General features: G+C 74.2%; 23 protein-coding genes. 12 read left to right on the top strand and 11 right to left on the bottom strand.

Features of this window, described 5'->3' with window-relative positions:
- Positions 1–212: 212 nt before the first annotated feature.
- Both ACGFX4_RS33530 and ACGFX4_RS33525 read right to left on the bottom strand, forming a co-directional pair.
- Positions 213–1,448, bottom strand: a complete 1,236-nt coding sequence (locus tag ACGFX4_RS33530; protein ID WP_393082613.1) for an IS701 family transposase — start codon at positions 1,446–1,448, stop codon at positions 213–215.
- A gap of 64 nt (positions 1,449–1,512) precedes the next feature.
- A complete protein-coding gene (locus tag ACGFX4_RS33525) occupies positions 1,513–1,992 on the bottom strand; it encodes a macro domain-containing protein (protein WP_393082611.1) in 480 nt (159 codons plus the stop codon).
- Positions 1,993–2,075: 83 nt separating this feature from the next.
- Here ACGFX4_RS33525 and ACGFX4_RS33520 point away from each other — a divergent pair, with 83 nt between their 5' ends.
- Entirely contained in the window at positions 2,076–3,209 is a 1,134-nt protein-coding gene (locus ACGFX4_RS33520; protein ID WP_393082608.1) for a LysR family transcriptional regulator, read from the top strand.
- On the opposite strand, the gene ACGFX4_RS33515 is transcribed toward ACGFX4_RS33520, so the two are convergent.
- Positions 3,196–3,810, bottom strand: coding sequence for a YceI family protein (locus ACGFX4_RS33515; RefSeq protein ID WP_393082605.1), 615 nt, complete (start codon positions 3,808–3,810; stop codon positions 3,196–3,198). The genes ACGFX4_RS33520 and ACGFX4_RS33515 overlap by 14 nt on opposite strands.
- 123 nt (positions 3,811–3,933) lie before the next feature.
- The gene (locus tag ACGFX4_RS33510; protein WP_393082603.1) at positions 3,934–4,482 is read right to left on the bottom strand and encodes a DinB family protein; all 549 of its coding nucleotides are present in this window, start codon (positions 4,480–4,482) and stop codon (positions 3,934–3,936) included.
- Positions 4,483–4,568: 86 nt separating this feature from the next.
- On the opposite strand from ACGFX4_RS33510, the gene ACGFX4_RS33505 reads away from it, so the two are divergent.
- A complete protein-coding gene (locus ACGFX4_RS33505) occupies positions 4,569–7,730 on the top strand; it encodes an SNF2-related protein (RefSeq protein WP_393082600.1) in 3,162 nt (1,053 codons plus the stop codon).
- 5 nt (positions 7,731–7,735) lie between these two features.
- Positions 7,736–7,945: a hypothetical protein gene (locus ACGFX4_RS33500; protein WP_393082597.1), complete on the top strand. Its 210-nt coding sequence runs from the start codon at positions 7,736–7,738 to the stop codon at positions 7,943–7,945.
- Here ACGFX4_RS33500 and ACGFX4_RS33495 read toward each other — a convergent pair.
- The 3 genes from ACGFX4_RS33495 to ACGFX4_RS33485 all read right to left on the bottom strand — a co-directional run bounded on the left by ACGFX4_RS33495 (position 7,929) and on the right by ACGFX4_RS33485 (position 10,124).
- On the bottom strand, positions 7,929–8,771 hold the full coding sequence (locus ACGFX4_RS33495) for an alpha/beta fold hydrolase (RefSeq protein WP_393082595.1): 843 nt from the start codon (positions 8,769–8,771) through the stop codon (positions 7,929–7,931). The genes ACGFX4_RS33500 and ACGFX4_RS33495 overlap by 17 nt on opposite strands.
- Before the next feature lie 43 nt (positions 8,772–8,814).
- Complete coding sequence (locus ACGFX4_RS33490; RefSeq protein WP_393082592.1) at positions 8,815–9,450, bottom strand: HAD-IA family hydrolase; 636 nt, start codon at positions 9,448–9,450, stop codon at positions 8,815–8,817.
- A gap of 152 nt (positions 9,451–9,602) precedes the next feature.
- Positions 9,603–10,124 (bottom strand): DUF2199 domain-containing protein, encoded by a 522-nt coding sequence (locus ACGFX4_RS33485; RefSeq protein ID WP_393082590.1) that lies wholly within the window; start codon positions 10,122–10,124, stop codon positions 9,603–9,605.
- Positions 10,125–10,300: 176 nt separating this feature from the next.
- On the opposite strand from ACGFX4_RS33485, the gene ACGFX4_RS33480 reads away from it, so the two are divergent.
- The 3 genes from ACGFX4_RS33480 (at position 10,301) to ACGFX4_RS33470 (ending at position 11,655) form a co-directional block, all read left to right on the top strand.
- The gene (locus ACGFX4_RS33480; RefSeq protein ID WP_393082588.1) at positions 10,301–10,672 is read left to right on the top strand and encodes a helix-turn-helix domain-containing protein; all 372 of its coding nucleotides are present in this window, start codon (positions 10,301–10,303) and stop codon (positions 10,670–10,672) included.
- A 32-nt stretch (positions 10,673–10,704) separates the two neighbouring features.
- The gene (locus tag ACGFX4_RS33475) at positions 10,705–11,247 is read left to right on the top strand and encodes a hypothetical protein (protein ID WP_393082585.1); all 543 of its coding nucleotides are present in this window, start codon (positions 10,705–10,707) and stop codon (positions 11,245–11,247) included.
- Between the two features lie 75 nt (positions 11,248–11,322).
- On the top strand, positions 11,323–11,655 hold the full coding sequence (locus ACGFX4_RS33470; RefSeq protein WP_393082624.1) for a DUF2516 family protein: 333 nt from the start codon (positions 11,323–11,325) through the stop codon (positions 11,653–11,655).
- A gap of 141 nt (positions 11,656–11,796) precedes the next feature.
- Here the strand turns inward: ACGFX4_RS33470 and ACGFX4_RS33465 are convergent, their stop codons facing one another.
- Complete coding sequence (locus ACGFX4_RS33465; RefSeq protein WP_393082582.1) at positions 11,797–13,299, bottom strand: PP2C family protein-serine/threonine phosphatase; 1,503 nt, start codon at positions 13,297–13,299, stop codon at positions 11,797–11,799.
- A 239-nt stretch (positions 13,300–13,538) separates the two neighbouring features.
- Between ACGFX4_RS33465 and ACGFX4_RS33460 the strand changes: the two genes are divergently transcribed.
- The gene (locus ACGFX4_RS33460) at positions 13,539–14,072 is read left to right on the top strand and encodes an O-acetyl-ADP-ribose deacetylase (RefSeq protein WP_393082580.1); all 534 of its coding nucleotides are present in this window, start codon (positions 13,539–13,541) and stop codon (positions 14,070–14,072) included.
- Between the two features lie 127 nt (positions 14,073–14,199).
- Here the strand turns inward: ACGFX4_RS33460 and ACGFX4_RS33455 are convergent, their stop codons facing one another.
- Entirely contained in the window at positions 14,200–15,039 is an 840-nt protein-coding gene (locus tag ACGFX4_RS33455) for a class I SAM-dependent methyltransferase (protein WP_393082577.1), read from the bottom strand.
- A 236-nt stretch (positions 15,040–15,275) separates the two neighbouring features.
- Between ACGFX4_RS33455 and mshA the strand changes: the two genes are divergently transcribed.
- From mshA to ACGFX4_RS33440, 3 genes are all read left to right on the top strand, one after another.
- On the top strand, positions 15,276–16,628 hold the full coding sequence (mshA, locus tag ACGFX4_RS33450; protein ID WP_393082574.1) for a D-inositol-3-phosphate glycosyltransferase: 1,353 nt from the start codon (positions 15,276–15,278) through the stop codon (positions 16,626–16,628).
- Between the two features lie 87 nt (positions 16,629–16,715).
- The gene (locus ACGFX4_RS33445) at positions 16,716–17,240 is read left to right on the top strand and encodes a YbjN domain-containing protein (RefSeq protein WP_345697797.1); all 525 of its coding nucleotides are present in this window, start codon (positions 16,716–16,718) and stop codon (positions 17,238–17,240) included.
- A gap of 72 nt (positions 17,241–17,312) precedes the next feature.
- Entirely contained in the window at positions 17,313–17,780 is a 468-nt protein-coding gene (locus tag ACGFX4_RS33440; RefSeq protein WP_393082570.1) for a DUF4231 domain-containing protein, read from the top strand.
- Positions 17,781–17,799: 19 nt separating this feature from the next.
- On the opposite strand, the gene ACGFX4_RS33435 is transcribed toward ACGFX4_RS33440, so the two are convergent.
- A complete protein-coding gene (locus ACGFX4_RS33435; RefSeq protein WP_393082567.1) occupies positions 17,800–19,077 on the bottom strand; it encodes an MDR family MFS transporter in 1,278 nt (425 codons plus the stop codon).
- Positions 19,078–19,204: 127 nt separating this feature from the next.
- Between ACGFX4_RS33435 and ACGFX4_RS33430 the strand changes: the two genes are divergently transcribed.
- Together ACGFX4_RS33430 and ACGFX4_RS33425 are read left to right on the top strand one after the other, a co-directional pair.
- On the top strand, positions 19,205–19,963 hold the full coding sequence (locus ACGFX4_RS33430) for a phosphoglyceromutase (RefSeq protein WP_345697794.1): 759 nt from the start codon (positions 19,205–19,207) through the stop codon (positions 19,961–19,963).
- Between the two features lie 261 nt (positions 19,964–20,224).
- Complete coding sequence (locus ACGFX4_RS33425) at positions 20,225–20,812, top strand: lytic polysaccharide monooxygenase (RefSeq protein WP_393082564.1); 588 nt, start codon at positions 20,225–20,227, stop codon at positions 20,810–20,812.
- Positions 20,813–20,879: 67 nt separating this feature from the next.
- On the opposite strand, the gene ACGFX4_RS33420 is transcribed toward ACGFX4_RS33425, so the two are convergent.
- Positions 20,880–21,059 carry a hypothetical protein gene (locus tag ACGFX4_RS33420; protein ID WP_393082561.1) on the bottom strand — a complete coding sequence of 60 codons (180 nt, stop codon included), beginning with the start codon at positions 21,057–21,059 and terminating at the stop codon, positions 20,880–20,882.
- Positions 21,060–21,189 lie beyond the last annotated feature (130 nt).

Here is a 21,189-nt window from a genome sequence, read left to right as displayed (position 1 = left end):
CATGGACTCCCTCGTCGGCGCCGCCGATGCACGCACCCCAACGACGCCCCGCCCGCCCTTCGGGCGGACGACGGGGGTTTGAAGACGGACCCTAGTAGTGCTTTGTTAGGTCGGGGCTGGGATCGGTCGTGCGAGTGGCTGGTGGCAGGTCGGGCATGGTCCGTTCCAAGTGGCCAGGAGCTGTTGGAGTGCTCTGACTGCCTGGTAGAGGGTCATGCCCGAGCAGGGACTTTTGGGCGGCTCCGGGTCAGCGTCACGAAGAGGTGGGCCGCGGTGACGAGCGTGACGTGCCGGTGCCATCCGGTCCAGGAGCGGCCCTCGAAGTGGTCCAGGCCGAGGGCGGTCTTCAGCTCGCGGTAGTCGTGTTCGATCCGCCAGCGGATCTTGGCGAGCCGCACGAGTTCCTCGACGGGGGTGTCCTCGGACAGGTTCGAGACCCAGTAATGGGACGGTTCCGGCAGGTCCGGTGGCCACTGGGCAAGTAGCCAGCAGGGCGGCAGGGTGCCGTCCTGTTCCAGCCGGGGTCGGCGGCCGGCCAGGCGGACGCGCAGGGCGACGAAGGTCGAGGTCAGCCGGTCGCGGGAGCCGCGCCGCCAGGTCACCGTCCGGGCCGCTGCCCTCCCTGCGGCCTGGACGTGCTCCGCCAGCGAAACGGGACGGGTGCGGTAGCGGGGCTTGGGCTTGGGGCCGAGTCCGCCGTAGGGCGGCTGGTGGGTGACGGCGTCGATCGCATGGGCGGTGGCGAGGCCTTTGACCTGCACGATCCACCGCAGCTTGCGCTCGTCGAGGGCGGCACGGAAGTGCGCGTTGTCGCCGTAGCCGGCGTCGGCGACCACAACCGGAGGAGCGAGCTTCCATGCGGCGAGCTCGTCGATCATCTCCAGGGCCAGTTGCCACTTCGGCCGGTGGCCCTCGGTTGGCGGGATGCCGCAGCGGGCCCGACGGCGCTCGACGAAGGCGGCCCCGGCCGGATCGGCGGCCTTGGCCGGGTCCCAGGACTCGGGCAGGAACAGTCGCCAGTTCAGCGGGCAGGACGCGCTGTCGGTGACCGCGTGCACGCTCACCCCGACCTGGCAGTTGCCGACCTTTCCCAGGGTGCCCGAGTACTGACGGGCCACCCCCGGCGAACCGGTGCCGTCCTTCGGGAAACCGGTGTCGTCCACGACCCACGCGTCCGGCTCGAGGGCGTCTGTCGCGCGGTCGGCCAGCCTCGACCTGACCTGGTCCACCGGCCAGGTCGAGGAGGAGATGAACTGTTGCAGGCGCTGGTGGTCGATGCCCAGTCGCTCGGCCATCGGCTGCATCGACTTGCGCCGGCCGTCGAGCAGCAGGCCGCGCAGGTAGCTGATGCCCTTGTCCTGCTGGTCCGAGCGCCGCAGCGGAGCGAACACCTCAGCCGCGAACGCCTCCAACTCATCACGTAGAGCGCCGAGTTCATCCGGAGTCATGCCTGCAGAGAACCGCCGAAACCCACCCAGGACCAGAGCCCGCGCATCACCTAACAAAGCACTACTAGTGGTCGTACACCGTGACCGGCACGCCCCGGTCGCCGAGCCGGGCGGTCACCAGCGGCTCCACCCGCTCCCAGCGCCCGCCGGCCAGGCCGCAGCCGATCCGCGGCATGTGGACGGAGGCGCCGAGGCGCAGCGCGTGCCCGCCGAGGGTCGCCAGCGCGGTGTCGATCGCCTCGTAGCGCACCGGCACCCCGCTGGACCGGCCGGTGCGGATCCCGCGCTGGCCCACCAGGTTCGCCACCCACAAATACGGCCCGACCTGGACCAGCTGCACCGCGCCCAGTCCGAAGTCGTTGCCCGCCCGCTCCCGGTGCCAGCGCCGGTACGCCGCCTCGGGCTCCGGCCACCGGCGCGACACGGCCAGCACGAATCCCTTGCCCCAGCCGCCCAGGTCGTTGCAGACGTGCGCGACGATCTTGACGCCCTTGCCCTGCGGGGCGGTGGCGTCGCCGCGCACGTACGTGATCGCTTCCCCCATGGCGGCCATGCTCGCATCCGGTGCCGACAGTCGGCTCCGGATATTCGCGGCATTGACGCAGCCGCGTTGTTAATCTGGCGCGCATGCCCCGTGACCTGCACCCCCGCCTGCTGCGCGGTTTCGTCGCGACCGCCGAGACGCTGCACTTCGGCCGGGCGGCCGAGCGGCTGCACACCGCTCAGCAGGCACTCAGCCGGGACGTCCAGAGCCTCGAACGGGCGCTGGGGGAGCGGCTCTTCGACCGGTCGACGCGCAGCGTGGCGCTGACCGCGGCCGGCCACCGGCTGCTGCCGAAGGCGCGGCGCTTCCTGGAGCTGCACGACGAGATCGCCGTCCCGGACGGCTCCCGCGCGCTGCTGGTGGACCTCAACAGCGAGGTGAGCGGCCCGGACCTGACCGCCGACCGGCTGCTCGCGGCGGCCCGCGCGGCCCGCCCGGAGTGCGAGCTGCTGGCCCGCTTCCACGGCGGACTGGCGGCCGCGGCGGGGGAGTTGATCGCACACCGGCTGGACGTCTCGTTCGGCCGCTTCGCCGGGCTGCCGGCCCCCGAGCGGGAGCAGCTCGCCCACCTGCCGGTCAGGCTGGAGCGGATGGCGGTGGTGCTGCCGCTCGGGCATCCGCTGGCGGGGCTGCCGCAGGTGCCGGTGGCCGCACTGGCGGGCCACCCGGTGGACGTCTGCGTCGGGAACCCGGCGACCACCGAGTGGACCGCGCTGGGTCTGCGCCTGCTCACCGAGCACGGTCTGACGGCCGCGCCCGGGCGGCCGCCGGCCGTCGGGCAGGGGGAGTTCGGCCGGTACGTGGTCCGGCACGGCGACCCGGTGCTGACCACGGTCGGCGGGCCGGCGCCCGAGGGCACGGTCACCCGGCCGCTGGTCGATCCGGTGCCGCTGGCCCTGGTCGGGCTGGTCCACCGGCCCGCGTTCCGGCATCCCGCACTCGCCGCGCTGCGGGCGGCGGCCGGCGCGCTCGGTTCGGCCGAAGGCTGGTTGGCGCGGCCGGCGGGCAGCTGGCTGCCGGCCGAGGACGTCGCACTGCTGCGTCGAGGGGTGCCGCGTTGCTGCGCTGAGGGACGCCGTGCCGAGGGGCGCCGCGTTGCTGCGTCGAGGGGCGTCGTGGTGCTGCGCCGAGAAACGGCGGCGCCCCCGCCGGGGAGTGGCGGGGGCGATACCGGGAGATCTCTGCGTACTGCCGGGGGTCGGGTCAGGCGGCCTTGACCGCGGAGATGTCGAAGGACAGCTTGACCTTCTCGCCGATCAGCACGCCGCCGGTCTCCAGCGCGGCGTTGTAGGTCAGGCCCCAGTCGGTGCGGTCGACCGTGGTGCCGCCCTCGAAGCCGACCCGGTCGGCGCCGTACAGGTCGGTGGCGGTGCCGGTGAACTCCAGGTCCAGCGCGACCGGGCGGGTGGTGCCCTTGATGGTCAGGTCACCGTGCATCCGGAAGGTGTCGCCGTTGATCCGCTCGGCGGAGGTGGACTTGAAGGTGATCTCCGGGTGGGCGTCCGCCTCGAAGAAGTCGCTGGTGCGCAGGTGCTCGTCGCGCTGGGCCTGGTTGGTGTCGATCGAGGCGACCTTGATCACCAGCTCGGCGGTGGAGGCGGCCGGGTTCGCGCCGTCCAGGTGGAGCTTGCCCTCGTACTCCGCGAACTCGCCGCGCACGTTGGTGACCATCGCGTGCCGGACCGCGAAGCCGATCTTGCTGTGCGCCTGGTCGATCGCGTAGTCGCCGGTCACGTGGGCCAGGTCGGCCTTCGGCTCGGCGACCGCGACGGCAGCGGCGGGGGCGTCGGACTTGTTGGTGCGGTTGAAGAATCCCATGGCTCCTCCTCGGGTTCGAAGCCAGTTGTTTAGGCTTCAACTTGTTGGCTCCACCGTAACCCTTTCTGGTTCAAGTTTCAACCACCTGGTTCGAGGAGCCCCGAGGTTCACCCGATCGGGCGATCAGTTCCAGGGGGTGCCCTGCTCCTCGGCCAGCAGCTGGAAGGCCACCTTGCCGTCGACCGTCTCCCGGATGATGTCCGCGTGGCCCGCGTGCCGCGCCGTCTCCTGGATCAGGTGCAGCAGCGCCCAGCGCGCCGTCCGGCGGCTGTTCGGCGGGAACCACGGCGCCACCGGCAGCGGGAAGTCCACCTCAAGGCTCGGCAGCTCGCGGACCGCCTTCTCGGTCTCCGCCGCCACCTGCTCGTACACCGCCAGCCAGCCCGCCAGGGTGTCGCCCTCCACCAGGCGGTACTCGTCCGCCCAGCGCTCCATCGAGGCCGACTCCTCCCCGCCGCCCTGCTGCAGCAGGTTCTCGGTGATCCAGAAGCGCTCGCAGCGTGCCGCGTGCTTGATCAGCACCGCGAGGGACAGGCTGCTCACGGTCGGGGTGCCCGCCGCCTGCTCCTCGGACAGGCCGAGCACCGCGCGGCGCAGCCCGCCGCGCTGGGCCGCCAGGAAGGCGAGCAGGGCGTCGCGCTCGTCGGTCTCCGCGTTCACCAGGGAAGGCATCGTGCAGTCCTCTCGTCGCCGTTTCGGTAGGACCGACGCTATCGGGGCATGCGGACAGCTTCGGTCCTCGATAGGGCGGGGCTAGGGTGGGAATCCACCCCGTCCCCCCGCTCCCGGAGGCCCGCCGGATGTACGCCCTGCACGCGATCTGGCGCGCCGACGGCCGCCTCGCGCTCTGGGCGGAGAGCGCGGAACTCCACGCCGCCGGCGGCGGAGCGGGCCCGGGCGCCGCCCACCCCTACGCGTGCGGGGCCGCGGCCGTCGCCGACCTGCTCGCCGGGATCGGCCCCGGGCTCGGCTGGCTCGCCGAGCAGGCCGCCGAACGCTGGACCGGCCTGCGCCTGCCCGGCCTGGGCGGCCGACCCGTCCCCTCGCCCGACCTGCCGCTCGGCGCACCCCCCAGGGCCGGCCTCACCCTCGACGCCTGGCGCGTCCCCGGCCTGCTCCTCGAACCCGCGCACGCGGCCCAGCTGCTCGGCGCGCTCTTCGACCCGCACTGGGCCGGGGCCACCGCCGAACTCCCTGACGGACGGCAGGTCGAGATCGCGTACGGCGCCTCGCTGCGCTGGCTGACCGCCGTCCACGACCTCGCCTGGCGGCTGGTCGGGCAGGGGCGGGTGCTCCCCGTCCTGCGCGGTGAGCACGGTCACCGGTACGCCCGGTGGCGTCCCGTCCACGACCCCGCGACCCGCGCCGAGGCCGCGGCCCTGGCCGCCGGCTGCCCCCCGATCGCCCGCGCCGAGCACGGCGCCCCCGAACGCACCGGAACCCGGCTCCTCGACACCGTCCTGGAGGCCCTGGTCGACCAGGAGGCCCGCGCCGCCCTGGCCGACACCGCCGTGCCCGCACCCGTCGCCGCGGGTGCGGACGGGGTCGAGGAGTGGGTCGGGGCGCTGTTCCGGGGGGACGGCCGGCTCGTCGGGGAGCCCGGCGAAGGGCTGGGCGAGGCGCTCGGCGGGTGGCTGGTGGCGGCGGAGGGACGGTTGAGCCCGGTCCGGCTGGACTTCCGGCTGTCCGAACCGCTCGGTCCGGACGGCGAGGACCCGGAAGGGACGGCGCCCGGCGAGGTGTGGCGGCTGGACCTGCTGGTCCGCCCCGCCGACCGGCCCTCGCTCGTGGTGCCGGCGGCCGACCTGTGGGCCGACGGCCCCGGCCGCGCCGCGCTCGCCCGCGCCGTCCCCGACCCCGCCGAGGCGTTCCTCGCCGAACTCGACCGGGCCGCCGGGCTCCGCCCCGGCCTGCGGGACGGCTTCCACCGCACCCGCCCCGCCGGCGTCGACCTCGACCGCGCGGCCGCCCTCGACTTCCTCACCGACACCGCGCCCGTGCTCGCCCGCGCGGGGTTCGGCGTGCTCCTGCCCTCCTGGTGGCAGCGCCGCCCCCGGCTCGGCCTCGCGCTGACGGCCACCCCCGCGATCGCCGGCGCGGTGAAGCGCACCGCGCAGGTCGACCGGGACGCCGTCCTCGACTTCCGCTGGCAGCTCGCGATCGGCGAACTGACCCTCACCCAGCAGGAACTGGAGGAGCTCGCCGCCGCCCAGCAGGGCCTGGTCCGGCTGCGCGGCCAGTGGGTCGCGGTGGATCCGGCGCAGATCGCCGCCGCCGTCCGCTTCCTCGCCCACCGCGGCACCGACCCGCTCGAACCCGCCGAGCTGTTCCGGCTCGCGGTGGACGACGCGGCGACCGTCGACGGCTTCCCGGTGGTCACCGTCCACGCCGACGGACCGCTCGGCGACCTGCTCGCCGGCCGCCCGCTCCCCGACCTGCGACCGCCCTCCCTCCCGGGGGACTTCACCGGCACCCTCCGCCCGTACCAGCAGCGCGGCCTGGCCTGGCTGGACGGACTCGGCCGGCTCGGTCTCGGCGCGGTGCTGGCGGACGACATGGGTCTCGGCAAGACCGTCCAGACCCTCGCGCTGCTGGCGGTGGAGAAGGCGCGGGGCGCGACCGGGCCGGTGCTGCTGGTCTGCCCGATGTCGCTGGTCGGCAACTGGCAGCGGGAGGCGGCCCGGTTCACGCCCGGCCTGCGGGTGCACGTCCACCACGGTGCCGACCGCGCCGGCGCCCCGGACGCCTCGGCGGACCTGGTCGTCACCACCTACGGCGTACTGCAGCGGGACGCTGTCGCGCTGCGCCGGATCCGCTGGCGGCGGATCGTCGCCGACGAGGCGCAGCACATCAAGAACCTCGGGGCCCGGCAGTCGCGGGCGATCCGTTCGCTGCGCTCGGGGCCGCGGATCGCGCTCACCGGCACGCCGGTGGAGAACCGGCTCGCCGAGCTGCACGCGGTGCTGGAGTTCGCCAACCCCGGTCTGTTCGGCAGTGCGGAGTCGTTCCGGGAGCGGTTCGCGGTGCCGGTCGAGCAGTCCGGGAACGCCGAGGCCGCGGCCCGGCTCGCCCGGCTCACCCGCCCGTTCGTGCTGCGCCGGCTGAAGAGCGACCCGGCGATCGTCGACGACCTGCCCGCCAAGCAGGAGTTCACCGTCCGCTGCGACCTCACCGCCGAGCAGGCCGGGCTCTACCGGGCGGTCGTCGCCGACCTGCTGCAGCGGCTGGGCGGGCTGCGCGGCGTGGAGCGCAAGGGGGCGGTCCTCGCGGCGATCGGCCGGCTCAAGCAGGTGTGCAACCACCCGGCCCAACTGCTGCACGACGGCTCGGCGCTGGCGGGCCGCTCGGGCAAGGTCGAGCGGCTGGTCGACCTGTTGCGCGAGGCCCTGGACGAGGGCGACCGGGTGCTGGTCTTCACCCAGTACGCCGAGTTCGGCCGGATGCTGGTGCCGTACCTGCGCGGCCGCCTGGGGGAGGAGGTGGCGCACCTGCACGGCGCCGTGCCCAAGGCGCGCCGGGACGAGCTGGTGGCGCGCTTCCAACAGCCGGACGGGCCACGGGTGTTCCTGCTCTCGCTGAAGGCGGGCGGGACGGGGCTCAACCTGACCTCCGCCAACCAGGTGATCCACCTGGACCGCTGGTGGAACCCGGCCGTCGAGGACCAGGCCACCGACCGCGCCCACCGGATCGGCCAGCGCCGCACCGTGCAGGTCCGGCGGCTGGTCTGCACCGGCACGGTCGAGGAACGGATCGCCGAACTCATCGACGCCAAACGCGCCTTGGCCCACGCCGTGGTCACCCCCGGCGAGCAGTGGCTGACCGAACTGCCCGCCGACCGGCTGCGCGACCTGCTCAGCCTCTCCGCCGACACCCTCGACCCTCTCGACATCCCTGACACCCTCGACCCGTACGGAGCGTGAGACCCGTGCCCGACGCCGTGCCGCTCGGCGACCGACCGCTCGACGACTGCCTGGAGGACTTCTGGCGGGGCGGGTTCACCCTGCGCGCCGACCCCGGGAACGACGTCCGTCTGTCCGCCGTGCCGGACCTCGACCCGTCCGGCATCACGGTGCGCGGCCGGGACCTCGCCGTCCTGCTGGCGCCCGCGTACCGCGATCTCACCGGCCGGCGCTGACCGCCTCTGGGCCGTCCAGGAAGCCGGCCAGCAGGGCCCGGAACTCCTCCGGCCGGTCCACCCACGGCCGGTGCCCGGCGCCGGCCAGCACCTCCAGCCGGGAGTCCGGGTGGCACTCGGCGACCAGCCGGGCCGGGACGGTGCCGATCACCCCGTCCAGCGCGCCCGCCACCACCAGCACCGGAACCCTCACCGGCTCGGGCTCGCCCGCCCCGGCGTAGAACGCCTCGCGGATCCACGGCCGCGCGGGCACCAGCTCCGGGTCGAAGGCCTCGGCGCGGGCCCGCTCGTCCCACCGGCCCCAGAAGAACGGGGTGATCCGGGCGGAGAGTTCGGCCGCGTCGCCGCCGGCCCGCAGCTCCCGGTCGGCCGCCGCCGCGTCCGGGTACCACGGCTCCGCCGACCGGGACGCCCGGATCGCCGCCAGTTCGGCGTCCTGGGGCTCCCGCGCCGACCGGCCGACCGGCGTCACCAGGGCCAGCCGGCGCACCCGCGCGGGCAGTTCGGCGGCGTAGCGCTGGGCGGTCAGCGCACCGGCGGAGTGGCCCAGCAGGTCGATCGCGTCCAGGCCCAGGTGGGCGCGGAGCGCCTCGACGTCCCGCCACTGCTCGGTGAAGGAGCAGCCGGCCCGGCCGTCGGGCACCGCCGAGCGGCCGGTCGCCCGGGCGTGCAGCCGGATCACCGTGCGGTCGGCCGGCAGCCCGCCGAGGTCGCCCAGGTAGCGGGCGTCCGCGCCCGGGCCGCCGGCCAGTGCCACCAGGGGGCGGCCGGCGCCGACGAGGTCGTACCAGAGCGCGGTTCCGTCGTACGAACTGAAGATCGGCATGGTGTGGATCGTGGCACGGGCCCTCCCGCCGGGGCCGCGGATTTCACCCCGTGGACGGCTCCAGCAGCGCCCGCAGACCGTCGACGTGCCGGTAGTGGTGGACGGCCATCCCGACCGCCCGGGCGCCGGGCAGGTTGGCGGCGGTGTCGTCGACGAACAGGCACCGCCGGGGCGCGACGCCGAGCCGCTCGGCGGCGGCCAGGTACGCGCGGGGGTCGGGCTTGGCGACACCGATCCGGGCCGTGCTCACCACGGTCGCGTCCAGCGCCGTGTCCAGGCCCAGCGCGGCGAGGTCGGCCTCCAGCCGGGTGGTCGCGTTGGTCAGCAGCGCCACCGGCATCCGCCGCGCGGCCGCGTTCAGCAGCGCCAGCACCCGCTCGTCCACCCGGGCCGGCTGCCGGCCCCACCGCTCGACCAGCTCGCCGGACCGCTCGGCGGAGCCACACGGTCCGGCCAGGTCCGCCGCCACCGCCGCGCGCCACTCCTCGTCCGTGACCCGCCCGGTCACCGCCGGCACCAGCCGCTCCTCCCGGAACGCGGCCCCGGCCAGCGTCCCGGCCGCCAGGCCGTACGCCCGGTCGAGTGCCGTCAGGTCCGCCGCGTCCCACAGCCGCAGCACCCCGTCCAGGTCGCACACCAGCGCCCCCGGCCGCCCCACCCCTGCCCCGTCCGCCGTCATGCCGGCACGCTACCTGGCCGGGCCAGGCGTGACTGCAGTCGCGGCCTCGGCGGGCGACGAGCCGCTCGCGCCAACCGGCGAGCCCGTGCCCGCCGTGACGGACGGCGTGCTGTCCGAGAGCTGTTTCATGTCCCCTCCCTGGCCGGTCATGGTCAGGAGTCGTCGTTGGTGGCGTGGAGAACGGCCTCGGCGATCTCGCGCACGCGATCCCGGGTGATGCCCGTCCTCTGTTCGACCGCAAGGGGGTGGTCGGTGGGTTCGAGCTCGATGAGGGGACGCTGACCGATTGGCCTGGTGTGGAGGTGGGTCTTCAGGTTGATGGTGCTGGGCGAGTAGACGGGAAGCTCGGTGGTCAGCCAGCCGAAGTACGGCTTCTCGGATTCGCGCCCCGGTGTGTCCCAGAGGTCGGCGGCACGGGCGAAGTTCTCGCGGCTCAGGGAGACCCAGACGCCCCAGGAGAACACATCGTTGCTGCCGATGACCGGTATCTCGATCAACCCTTTGACGAAGTAGTGCTGCGCGTTGATGACGCACTGATCCGACGAGAGCAGGCAATCGGGGGCGTCGGCGAAGCTCGGGTCCCAGACGTAGGGGGCCGTCGTCGAGTAGTTCATCGGCAGCTCTGCGTGGTGCTCGCCGCAGCACGAGCAGGTGAATCCGAGATCGCTGGTCATGGCCGGAAGCCTAATGATCAGACCCGACACTCTTCGGGGCAGTGTGTGTCCCGCCTTCGGACGGGGTGAGCCGGACCGACGTCGGCTGCCTCGGCTACCGGCTCGGTCGGCGGCGCGTGGTTGCGGGAGTTAGCGGCCTGCTTGCAATTGCAAGCAGGCCGGGGCATGCTGTGGCCATGGGGTCACTCAACGTCGGCTCGCTGGGCGAGTACATCCGGGAGCAGCGGCGCAACGCGCAGTACTCGTTGCGGCAGCTCGCGGAGGCGGCCGGCGTGTCCAACCCCTACCTGAGCCAGATCGAGCGCGGGCTGCGCAAGCCGAGCGCGGAGATCCTGCAGCAGATCGCGAAGGCCCTGCGGATCTCGGCGGAGACGCTGTACGTGCAGGCCGGGATCCTGGAGGAGCGGCAGGAGGAGGGGCCCGGGCTGCGGGCCGCGATCCTGGCGGATCCGCAGATCAGCGAGCGGCAGAAGCAGGCGCTGCTCGCCGTGTACGAGGCGTTCCTCAAGGAGAACCGCGAGGAGCGCGAAGCCGACAGCGACGGCTGACCGAACGCACCACACACCCGGGAGGACCGGACATGGCGATCACCGACGACATCAAGAAGACCCTCAGCGACCCGACCCCGCTGTACGCCCTGGCGGGCGCCGGCGACCTCGCGGTGGAGAAGCTGCGCGAGGTGCCGGGCCGGGTCGAGGCGCTGGCCGCCGACCGCAAGGGCACCCAGGAGAAGGCCGCCGCCGCGCTGCAGGAGGCGGGCAGCAAGCTCGTCGAGGCGCAGGCGAAGCTGACCGAGTCGGTCGGCGCCCTGCCCACCGACGTCAAGGTGCTGCAGGAGAAGGCGCAGGAGTTCGCCATGCAGCAGGTCGGCCGCGCGCTGGAGTTCGCGGTCAAGGCCAAGGAGGCCTACGACGAGCTGGCCGTGCGCGGCCGGGTCGTGGTGGAGAAGACCACCGGCGGCGCCGAGGCGGAGGTCGTGGTGGCCGAGGTCGTGGTGGACGCCGAGCCGGTGGCCGAGGTCGAGGTCGAGGCTGTGGCCGTGGACGTGGACGAGGCTCCGGCCGAGAAGCCCGCCGCGAAGAAGAGCACCCGGGCCCGGAAGTCCGCCGCTCCGAAGGAGTAGCCGCGGACGGGTGGCCGGGCGTGCCACGATGGACGGTGGGATCCCGGAAGCCGTAGTGAGGAGAACGCAGTGCAGATCCTGTACTTCGACGTCCTGAATCCGTTCTGGTGGATCGCGACCGCGATCATCGGTTTCAAGGCGTTCGCCTTCATCGACGCCGCGACCCGCCGCGAGGACGCGTACCGGGCGGCGGACAAGAAGACGAAGCCGTTCTGGCTGGTCGTCCTCGGCCTGGCCCTCGGCCTGGACCTGCTGTTCGGCGCCAACCCGATCACCGGCTTCCTGACGCTGATCGGCCTGGTCGCCGCGATCGTGTACGTGGTGGACGTCCGCCCCGCGATCAAGCAGCTGACCGACGGCCGCGGCAGCGGCAACAACCGGAACACCGGCCCGTACGGCCCCTGGTGAGCCGGAGCCGGAGCGCCAGGCACCGGTAGGCGCGGGCAGGACGTACGAGAGGGCGGCACCCCACGGATCGGGGGTGCCGCCCTCTCGTACGTCCTCCCGGCGGACCGGGACCGGCCGACCGGACCGGCCGACCGGACCGGCTCATCCCATGATCAACGGCACCGGGTTGCGCTCCAGCAGCAGCACGGCGACGTCGTCGGCGAGCGCGCCGCCGTTCAGCTCCTCGACCTCGGCGATGGCGCTGTCGACCAGCCGGCCGCGGGTGAGACCGCCCGCCTGGTGGTCGGCGATCAGGTCGATCAGGCCGTCCTGCCCGAGGCGCCGGGAGCCGGCGCCGACCCGGCCCTCGACCAGGCCGTCGGTGTACAGCATCAGCCGCCAGCCGGGGTGCAGCCGCAGCCGGCGCGCGGGCCAGGCGGCGTGGCTGGCGTCGCAGGGCAGCAGGCCCAGCGCCGGACCGGCCAGGTCGGACGGCAGCAGCACGGGCCGCTCCGCCGGGGCGAGCAGCAGCGGCGCGGGGTGGCCGGCCAGGTACAGCTCGGCCTCCTCGGCGCCCGGCGCCTCCGCCGACTCCTGCGGGGCGAGGACCACCATGCAGAGCGTCGCGAAGATCTCGTCGCTGCGCCGCTCGTGCTCCAGGACGTGCTGGAGGGTGGTGAGCAGCTCGCCGCCGGACAGGCCGGCGAAGACCAGGGTGCGCCACGCTATCCGCAGCGCGACCCCGAGCGCGGCCTCGTCCGGGCCGTGGCCGCAGACGTCGCCGATCACCACGTGGACCCGGCCGTCCTTGGTGCGGACCGCGTCGTAGAAGTCGCCGCCGAGCAGGGCGCGGCGGCGGCCCGGCCGGTACCGGCGGGTGAAGGCGAGACCGGCGCCGTCCAGCAGCGGGGTGGGCAGCAGGTGGCGCTGGAGGCGCGCGTTCTCCTGGCCGCGCAGCTCGGCCTCGACCAGCCGGCGCTGCGACTCGTCGGCCCGCTTGCGCTCCATCGCGTACCGCAGGGCGCGGGCCAGCAGCGGACCGTCGGTCTCCTGCCGGATCAGGAAGTCCTGGGCGCCGGCGGCGACCGCGGCGGCGCCCAGTTCGGTGCCGGCGGCGTCGGTGAGGACGACCACCGCGGTGTACGGCGCGCGGGCCAGCAGGGCGCGCAGCCCGTCCAGGCCGTCGGAGCCGGGCGGCAGTTCGCCGGGGGTGCCCAGGTCGAGCAGGATGCAGGTGAAGTCGAGCTGGTGCGCGGCGCGGCGGCCGGTGCCCGGGGCGGGGGGCAGCAGGTCGAGGGCCTGCGCCACGCCGGGGACGCGGTGCAGCTCGATGCCCGGACCGGTCTCGCCCGCCAGGGTGTCGTACAGCGTGCACTCGCCGGCCGGGCCGGTGATCACCAGCAGTCGCTCGGGCCGTCCGCTGCCGGATCCGCCGGGGCCGCCCGGGCCGCCCAGGCCGCTCCTCGGCCCGCCGGGCTGGGGACCGGGTGCCGACACGGTGTGCGACGGGGCCGCGGTGGGGCGCCGACCGGCGGTGCTCCGCGGGTGCGGTATCGGCGTGCCCGTCTCGGCTCCGGTACCGGTGGCGCTGCCGCCGTGGACGGCGGCGCCGGCGGCGACAGCGGTCCGCGCGGCAGCTGCCCGCCCGTCTCCCGTTGCGGGCATGGGTCGGTCCTTCCTTTCCCCGACTGCCCAACGGCTGGGGTCCGCGCGCAGTGCCCGCCTGGCACCACCGCGGGTCGAGGAGCTTCTCGCGACCATAACGTGATCTCCGGAAATTTCTCGGACCGAGCGCCGCTGATGTGGTTATTGCCACGCTCTTGGTGGGTGTTCTGGTTACGGTTCGGGTCAGTGCGGCGGGCCGGACGGCGCCGTACCGACGGGAGCGGTGGAGGTCGGGATCGGTGACGCGGATCACGCTGGTGCAGGGTGACATCACGGATCAGCAGGTGGACGTGGTGGTGAACGCCGCGAATTCGAGCCTGCTCGGCGGCGGCGGGGTGGACGGCGCGATCCACCGGCGGGGCGGCCCGGAGATCCTCGCGGACTGCCGCCGGCTGCGTGCCTCCCACTACGGCAAGGGGCTGCCGACCGGCCGTGCGGTGGCGACCACGGCGGGACGGCTGCCGGCCCGCTGGGTGGTGCACACCGTCGGACCGGTGTATTCGGCCGCCGACTACGAGGGGCGGGCCGGGCTGCTGTCCTCCTGTTATCGCGAATCGCTGAGGGTGGCGGTGGAGTTGGGGGCGCGGACGGTGGCCTTCCCGGCGATCTCGGCGGGAATCTTCGGCTGGCCGATGGAGGACGCGGCACGGATCGCCCTCACCACCGTCACCGGGGCGGAGGCTGGTCGCGGTGTGCTGGAGGAGGTGCGGTTCGTGCTCTTCGACGGGGCGGCGTACGAGACGTTCGAACGGGTCTGGCGCGAGCTGGGCTGATGAGCAGTCACATGGCGGACGGGGCGGGCCGGGTGTGCGCTTCCATGGTGGCGCGACGGGGCGTCAACACGCCAGCGATGTTCGATAATTCGTTCGAGTGAAACGCGCGATCCGCACACCGGAGCGCTCAGCGCGGGGCCAGCGCCGACCAGGCCACCGTGATCTCGCCCTGCCGCCGGCGCCCCCGCGCGTCCACCAGCGGCCAGTCGGCCGCCAGCGCCGCACACGCCGCCGCCCAGCGCTGCCGGGCCCCGAACGCGGCGTACGGCGCCGCGGCCGCCCACGCCCGGTCGAAATCGGCCAGGAACGCGTGCACCGGCCGCCCCGGCACGTTGTGGTGGATCAGCGCCTTCGGCAGCCGCTCCGCCAGGTCCGACGGTCGGCCCAGGCTGCCCAGCCGGGCCGCGAAGGTCACCGTCCGCGGCCCCTCCGGGCCCAGCGCCACCCAGACGTGCCGCCGCCCGATCTCGTCGCAGGTCCCCTCGACCAGCAGCCCGTCCGGCGCCAGCCGCCCGCACAGCCGCTCCCAGACCTCCGCGACCGCGTCCTCGTCGTACTGGCGCAGCACGTTCGCCGCCCGGATCAGCTGGGCCCGCGCACCGTCCAGCGGCACCTCGAACCCGCCCCGCCGGAAGGTCAGCAGCGGCTCCTCGGCGTACGGCGCGGCCGCCGCCACCCTGGCCGGATCGATCTCGATGCCGACCACCCGCACGTCCGGCCGCACCGCCCGCAGCCGGGCGGACAGCTCCACCGCCGTCCACGGCGCCGCCCCGTAGCCCAGGTCCACCGCGATCGGGGGCCGCTCCGCCAGCCGCAGCGGACCGGCCGCGGTGTGCGCGATCCAGCGGTCCATCCGGCGCAGGCGGTTGGTGCCGGTGGTGCCGCGCGTGATCGTTCCGACCGGCCGGGAGACGCGGCCGCGACCCGGCGGGCCGGGCGGAGTCGTGGGGTGGTCGGAGGCGGCCATGCGGGCAAGCGTACGCAATTCCGGGCACCGGGTCTCACGGGTTGAGACGGGGAATAGGTGGCACTCGCGCCGTGGTTGGCACACTGGACGTCTGTCCGCCCGCTGCCCCCGGCCGCGGGCGGCCGCACGTCACCGGCCGGAGACCCCGCGCCGGGACGCCCCACCACCGACCAGTGCCGCCGATCAGTACCGCCGCACGCCGGCCCCGCCCGGAGCACAGAGGAGGCTTCAGCCAGGTGACCCAGCACCTCGTCCGGACAGCCCGCCGCGACCGGCTCACCGTGCCGTCCCGCGCCCGGCTCCAGGCCCTCGTCGGCGGCCGCCGCCGACCGCGCCGGATCGCCATGCTCAGCGTCCACACCTCCCCGCTGCACCAGCCCGGCACCGGCGACGCCGGCGGCATGAACGTCTACATCGTCGAGCTCGCCAAGCGGCTCGCCGAGATCGACATCGAGGTCGAGGTCTTCACCCGCGCCACCAGCTCCGACGACGCACCCGTCGTCGAGCTCGCCCCCGGCGTCCTGGTCCGGCACGTCACCGCCGGCCCCTACGAAGGCCTGATCAAGGAAGACCTCCCCGCCCAGCTCTGCGCCTTCACCCACGCCGTGCTGCGCACCGAGGCCGGGCACCGGCCCGGCCACTACGACCTCGTCCACTCCCACTACTGGCTCTCCGGCCAGGTCGGCTGGCTCGCCGCCGAACGGTGGGGCGTGCCCCTCGTGCACACCATGCACACCATGGCCAAGGTCAAGAACGCCGCACTCGCCGACGGCGACACCCCCGAGCCCGCCGCCCGCGTCATCGGCGAGACCCAGGTCGTCGACGCCGCCGACCGGCTGATCGCCAACACCGCCGAGGAAGCCGCCGAGCTCACCCGGCACTACGGCGCCCGCCCCGAGCAGCTCGCCGTCGTCCACCCCGGCGTCAACCTGGACGTCTTCCGGCCCGGCGACCGTGCCGCCGCACGCGCCCGGCTCGGGCTGCCGCAGGACGCGGCCGTCCTGCTCTTCGCCGGGCGAATACAGCCCCTCAAGGCGCCGGACGTCCTGCTCAAGGCCGTCGCCCAGCTCCTCGCCCACCGCCCCGAACTGCGCGAACGGCTCGTTGTCCCGGTCGTCGGCGGCCCCTCCGGCACCGGCCTCGCCAAGCCCGAGAGCCTGCACAAGCTCGCCGCACAGCTCGGCATCGGCGACGTGGTCCGCTTCCACCCGCCGGTCGGGCAGGCCCAGCTCGCCGAGTGGTACCGCGCCGCGAGCGCGCTCGTCATGCCCTCGCACAGCGAGTCCTTCGGCCTGGTCGCCCTGGAGGCCCAGGCCTGCGGCACCCCCGTGGTCGCCGCCTCCGTCGGCGGCCTGCCGGTCGCCGTCGGCGACGGCCGCACCGGCACCCTGGTCAACGGCCACGACCCCGAGGCCTGGGCCCACGCGCTGGAGCCCTACGCCACCGACCCCGCCCTCGTCACCCGCCTCGGGCAGGCCGCCGCCCACCACGCCACCGCCTTCGGCTGGTCCGCCTCCGCCGCCACCACCGCCGACGTCTACGCCTCCGCGCTCACCCCCCGCACCCCCTCCCGCCTCCGCTTCGCCTGACCACCCGGCCCCGGCCCGCTGCGCGGGGCTCGCGGCGTGATGCGGGTGACAGGGCGGGGGCACGGGGTGGGCGGATAGCGTGGGGGCATGGGTGACAAGGACGGGGCGCTGGCCCTGCTGCGGGGGGCGTTGGACGAGGCCGGGGTGGCGTGGGAGCCGGCGGCGGCCGATCCGTACACGCTGGTGGCGACGCTGCCCGGGACGCGGAAGCTGTCGACCACGTGTGCGCTGCGGGTCGGCGACCACACGCTGTCGGTGAACGCGTTCGTGATCCGCCGCCCGGACGAGAACCACGAGGGCGTCTACCGCTGGCTGCTGGAGCGCAACACCCGCCTGTACGGGGTGGCGTACGCGATCGACCCGCTGGGCGACGTCTACCTGGCGGGCCGGCTGCCGCTGGAGGCGCTGACCGGGGACGCGGTGGACCGGCTGCTGGGCACGGTGCTGCAGAACGCGGACGAGCCGTTCAACACCCTGCTGGAGCTGGGCTTCGCGAGCGCGATCCGCCGCGAGTGGGAGTGGCGGACCAAGCGCGGCGAGTCCACCCGCAACCTGGAGGCGTTCGCGCACCTCGCCGGCCCCGCGGCGGAGCAGCCCCCCGCCACCGCCTGAGCGGAACCCCCGCCCCGCGCCGTCCCGCTCTGCTTGGATGACCGTTCGAACACAGCGACGGGGGGCGGACGGATGACGGACACGGCGGGGGCCACCGGACGGCAGTTGGCGTACCTGGAACAGCTGGTCCGCGCGGAGCTGGTCGAGCGCCGGCGCCGTCGGGACTGGGACCGGCGGCGGGCATTCACCCTGCAGCTGGCGACGGTGACGCTGTCGGCGCTGATCACCGTCCTGCTCGGCGTGAAGGTGTCGACGGGCGCGGAGCAGTGGCTGGCGAACGTGGCGCTGGCGCTCGGCGCGCTGGTGACGGTGCTGGCGGCGTGGGCGACGTTCTTCTCGTACCGCACGGTGTGGATCCAGCGCGCGGACACCGTCCACCGGCTCACCACCCTGGCCCGGTCGATCGACTACCTCCGGGCGGGGCTCGGCGAGGAGCCGCCGGCCGCGGAGGACGTCGACCGGGTGCACGCCGAGTTCGAGGAGATCGCCCGGGGCGACCACGAGGCGTGGATCAGGATCCGCCAGGCCGAGGGCGCCTGAGGCCCGGGGCCGGAGGGGTTCAGGAGGCGACGGCGGCGGCCGGCTGTTCGGCGGCGGGGACCGGGGGCGGGGCGACGGTCTTCCGGCGGCCGATCGGGACGAAGGCGACGGCCGCGATCGTGCCGACGACGGCGCAGGTGCCCCAGAGCACCGCGGATCCGGCGTGGTCGAGCAGCAGGCCGCCCGCGAGCGGTCCGAGGAAGGACGCCAGCGACCAGGACAGCGAGTACACGCCCTGGTAGCGGCCGCGCGCCGTCGCGGGGGAGAGCTCGGCGACCAGGCCCATCATGGTCGGCGCGTTGATGATCTCGCCGATCGTCCAGACCACCACGGTGAGCGCGTACAGCGCGGCGGAGCTGCCGGCCAGCGCGCTCAGCCCGAAGCCCCAGCCGATCAGCAGGGCGCCGGCGACCAGCAGGCCGGTCCGGCTGCGGCCCTCCATCCAGCGGGTGACCGGTAGCTGGAGCAGCACGATGAGCACGCCGTTGAGGCTGGCGACCAGGCCGAATTCGGCGGTGGTGATGGAGTGCTGCCCCATGTCGACGGCGAGTGTGGTGGAGCCCTGCTGGAAGACCATGGCGAGCAGCAGGTTGACGCCGACCACGGCCATGAACGGGCCGTCCCGGAAGACGGTGCCCAGGCCGACCGGCTTGCTGCCGGGAGCGACGGCGGCGGTCCGATCGGGCCGGGTCTCCGGGATCCGGACGAAGATCAGCACCGCGCAGAGCAGCGTGGAGAGCGCGTCCAGCAGGAACAGGGTGAGGTAGCCGTGGGTGGCGATCAGCCCGGCCGCGGCGGCGGAGACGCCGAAGCCGATGTTGATCGCCCAGTAGTTCAGCGAGTACGCCCGGACCCGGTCCTCGGCCGGGACGATGTCGGCGATGATCGCCGAGATCGCGGGGCGGGAGGCGTTGTTCGCCAGGCCGGTGAGGAACGCCACCACCGCGATCGCCACCGGCCCGTCGGTGAAGCCCAGCACCGCGGTGAACACGGCCGTGGCGAGCTGCGCCGCCAGCAGGGTGGGTCGCCGGCCGAGCCGGTCGGTCAGCACGCCAGCGCCGAGCGCCGAGATGGCCGCGCCGAGGCCGAACAGCGCGGAGACCAGTCCGGCGTACGAGGCGGAGTAACCCCGCTCGGCGGTCAGGTACAGGGCCAGGAAGGTGACCACGAAGCCGCCGAGCCGGTTCACCAGCGTGCTCGCCCACAGCCACCAGAACTGCTGCGGCAGTCCTCCCACGGTCTCCGAGACGGCGGTGCGGACGCGGCTTGGCGCAGCCAATGGGGGCTCCCGGGACATGGACGCCCGCTGAGCGGGGCGGGTGGTCCGCTCAGCACGACGGTAAGAGGCAGGATGGTGGCGCACACATTACTAGCGGACCTTCGGCCCGACCAGCACTTAAATTCGAGCCACTAAGCTGGGGGCCATGGCTGACACGACCTACCGACTGATCCTGCTCCGCCACGGCGAAAGCCAGTGGAACCAGAAGAACCTCTTCACCGGCTGGGTCGACGTCGACCTCAACGAGAAGGGCGAGAAGGAAGCCGCGCGCGGCGGTGAGCTGCTCCTTGCCGAGGGCCTGCTCCCCGACGTCGTGCACACCTCCCTCCTGCGCCGCGCGATCCGCACCTCGCAGATCGCCCTGGACAAGGCCGACCGCCACTGGATCCCGGTCCGCCGCAGCTGGCGCCTGAACGAGCGCCACTACGGTGCCCTCCAGGGCAAGGACAAGGCCCAGACCCTGGCCGAGTTCGGCGAGGACCAGTTCCAGCTGTGGCGCCGCTCGTACGACACCCCGCCGCCCGTGCTCGCCGACGACGCCGAGTACTCGCAGGCCGGTGACGCCCGCTACGCCGAGATCCCCTCGGAGCTGCGGCCCGCCACCGAGTGCCTCAAGGACGTCGTCGAGCGGATGCTCCCGTACTGGTACGACGCGATCGTCCCGGATCTCGCCGAGGGCAACACCGTCCTGGTCACGGCGCACGGCAACAGCCTGCGCGCCCTGGTCAAGCACCTGGACGGCATCTCCGACGCCGACATCGCCGGCCTGAACATTCCGACCGGCATCCCGCTGGTCTACGAGCTCGACGCCGACTTCAAGCCGGTCACCCCCGGCGGCCGCTACCTCGACCCGGAGGCCGCCGCGGCCGCCATCGAGGCGGTCAAGAACCAGGGCAAGAAGTAAGCCCGAAGGCGAAACGGCCCGCCCCCCGCGCCACCAGCGCGGGCGGCGGGCCGTCGCCGTTCCGGGCGGTCCGGTGAGCCGGACGGGCCGGGCGGTCGGCGCCAACTCCCGTGTGGGGCTTGATGGTTCAGACCATTGACGGCGGGCGGTGGGCTCCCTAGCGTGGGAGGACTAGACCGGTGCGGGCATGACAACCCCCGACGGCCACGCCTTGTCGCGCCCGTGTTCGGCGTACTCCATCCACCCCCACGGAGGAGCACCATGCGCAAGCGCACCATTTTCGCGGCCGTCGCGGCCGCGCTCGCCCTACCGCTGGCGACGGCGGTGCCGGCCGGTTCGCACGGCTGGGTGACCACCCCGCCGAGCCGGGCCGCGCACTGTGCGGCCGGCACGGTGACCAACTGCGGCGACATCCAGTGGGAGCCGCAGAGCGTCGAGGGCCCGAAGAACTTCCCCACCTCGGGACCGGCCGACGGCACCCTGTGCGCGGGCGGCAACAGCCGCTTCGCCCAGCTGGACGACCCGCGCGGCGGCGCCTGGCCGGCGAAGAAGGTGACCGCGGGGCAGCAGCTGACCTTCACCTGGAAGTTCACCGCCCGGCACGCGACCACCCGGTTCCGGTACTTCATGACCAAGCCGGGCTACAGCGCGAGCACCAAGCTGACCCGCAGCAACCTCGACCTGACGCCGTTCCTGACCGTGCCGTACAACGGCGCGCAGCCGCCGACCACGCTGAGCCACACCGCGACGATGCCCTCGGGCCGGACCGGCCACCAGGTGGTCCTCGCGGTCTGGGACATCGCGGACACCGGCAACGCCTTCTACCAGTGCCTGGACGTCACGTACTGAGTCCTCCCGGGCCACGGCGCGGCAGAGCGGCCGGGCACCCCGTGCGGGTGCCCGGCCGTGCGTGGTCTCAGTGCCCGCCGCAGCAGCCGCCGCTCGCGCCGCCGCACTGGCAGGGCGCGCCCGACTGGCAGCCGCACCCGCAGCCCGGGCCGCAGCCGCATCCCGCGGCGACGATGGGCAGCAGCCGGGCGGCGCTCGGGGCGGCGTGGTCGGACGGGTGGGTGGTGGAGGTGGGGTTCGCCTTCATCGCGCTGAAGCCTTCCTCGTCCGGGCGCACCGAAGGTACGCCTACGACACGAGTGAAGCCCGGCCCGTGACGGTGCGTCAACGGGCGCGCGGGGGCGCCGGCCGCACCCCTGCGTGCGCCCCCGCGGCCG

It is taken from the genome of Kitasatospora sp. NPDC048365 (assembly GCF_043200835.1).
GTDB lineage: Bacteria > Actinomycetota > Actinomycetes > Streptomycetales > Streptomycetaceae > Kitasatospora > Kitasatospora terrestris.
Note: the sequence above shows the minus strand (reverse complement) of the source record. Positions and strands in the feature narration are given on the sequence as shown.

Excerpts from the sequence above, each read along its gene's own strand:
- ACGFX4_RS33530 (WP_393082613.1), bottom strand. The coding sequence starts at position 1,448 with ATGACTCCGGATGAACTCGGCGCTCTACGTGATGAGTTGGAGGCGTTC.
- ACGFX4_RS33525 (WP_393082611.1), bottom strand. The coding sequence starts at position 1,992 with ATGGGGGAAGCGATCACGTACGTGCGCGGCGACGCCACCGCCCCGCAG.
- ACGFX4_RS33520 (WP_393082608.1), top strand. The coding sequence starts at position 2,076 with ATGCCCCGTGACCTGCACCCCCGCCTGCTGCGCGGTTTCGTCGCGACC.
- ACGFX4_RS33515 (WP_393082605.1), bottom strand. The coding sequence starts at position 3,810 with ATGGGATTCTTCAACCGCACCAACAAGTCCGACGCCCCCGCCGCTGCC.
- ACGFX4_RS33510 (WP_393082603.1), bottom strand. The coding sequence starts at position 4,482 with ATGCCTTCCCTGGTGAACGCGGAGACCGACGAGCGCGACGCCCTGCTC.
- ACGFX4_RS33495 (WP_393082595.1), bottom strand. The coding sequence starts at position 8,771 with ATGCCGATCTTCAGTTCGTACGACGGAACCGCGCTCTGGTACGACCTC.
- ACGFX4_RS33490 (WP_393082592.1), bottom strand. The coding sequence starts at position 9,450 with ATGACGGCGGACGGGGCAGGGGTGGGGCGGCCGGGGGCGCTGGTGTGC.
- ACGFX4_RS33485 (WP_393082590.1), bottom strand. The coding sequence starts at position 10,124 with ATGACCAGCGATCTCGGATTCACCTGCTCGTGCTGCGGCGAGCACCAC.
- ACGFX4_RS33480 (WP_393082588.1), top strand. The coding sequence starts at position 10,301 with ATGGGGTCACTCAACGTCGGCTCGCTGGGCGAGTACATCCGGGAGCAG.
- ACGFX4_RS33475 (WP_393082585.1), top strand. The coding sequence starts at position 10,705 with ATGGCGATCACCGACGACATCAAGAAGACCCTCAGCGACCCGACCCCG.
- ACGFX4_RS33465 (WP_393082582.1), bottom strand. The coding sequence starts at position 13,299 with ATGCCCGCAACGGGAGACGGGCGGGCAGCTGCCGCGCGGACCGCTGTC.
- ACGFX4_RS33455 (WP_393082577.1), bottom strand. The coding sequence starts at position 15,039 with ATGGCCGCCTCCGACCACCCCACGACTCCGCCCGGCCCGCCGGGTCGC.
- ACGFX4_RS33445 (WP_345697797.1), top strand. The coding sequence starts at position 16,716 with ATGGGTGACAAGGACGGGGCGCTGGCCCTGCTGCGGGGGGCGTTGGAC.
- ACGFX4_RS33440 (WP_393082570.1), top strand. The coding sequence starts at position 17,313 with ATGACGGACACGGCGGGGGCCACCGGACGGCAGTTGGCGTACCTGGAA.
- ACGFX4_RS33435 (WP_393082567.1), bottom strand. The coding sequence starts at position 19,077 with ATGTCCCGGGAGCCCCCATTGGCTGCGCCAAGCCGCGTCCGCACCGCC.
- ACGFX4_RS33430 (WP_345697794.1), top strand. The coding sequence starts at position 19,205 with ATGGCTGACACGACCTACCGACTGATCCTGCTCCGCCACGGCGAAAGC.
- ACGFX4_RS33425 (WP_393082564.1), top strand. The coding sequence starts at position 20,225 with ATGCGCAAGCGCACCATTTTCGCGGCCGTCGCGGCCGCGCTCGCCCTA.
- ACGFX4_RS33420 (WP_393082561.1), bottom strand. The coding sequence starts at position 21,059 with ATGAAGGCGAACCCCACCTCCACCACCCACCCGTCCGACCACGCCGCC.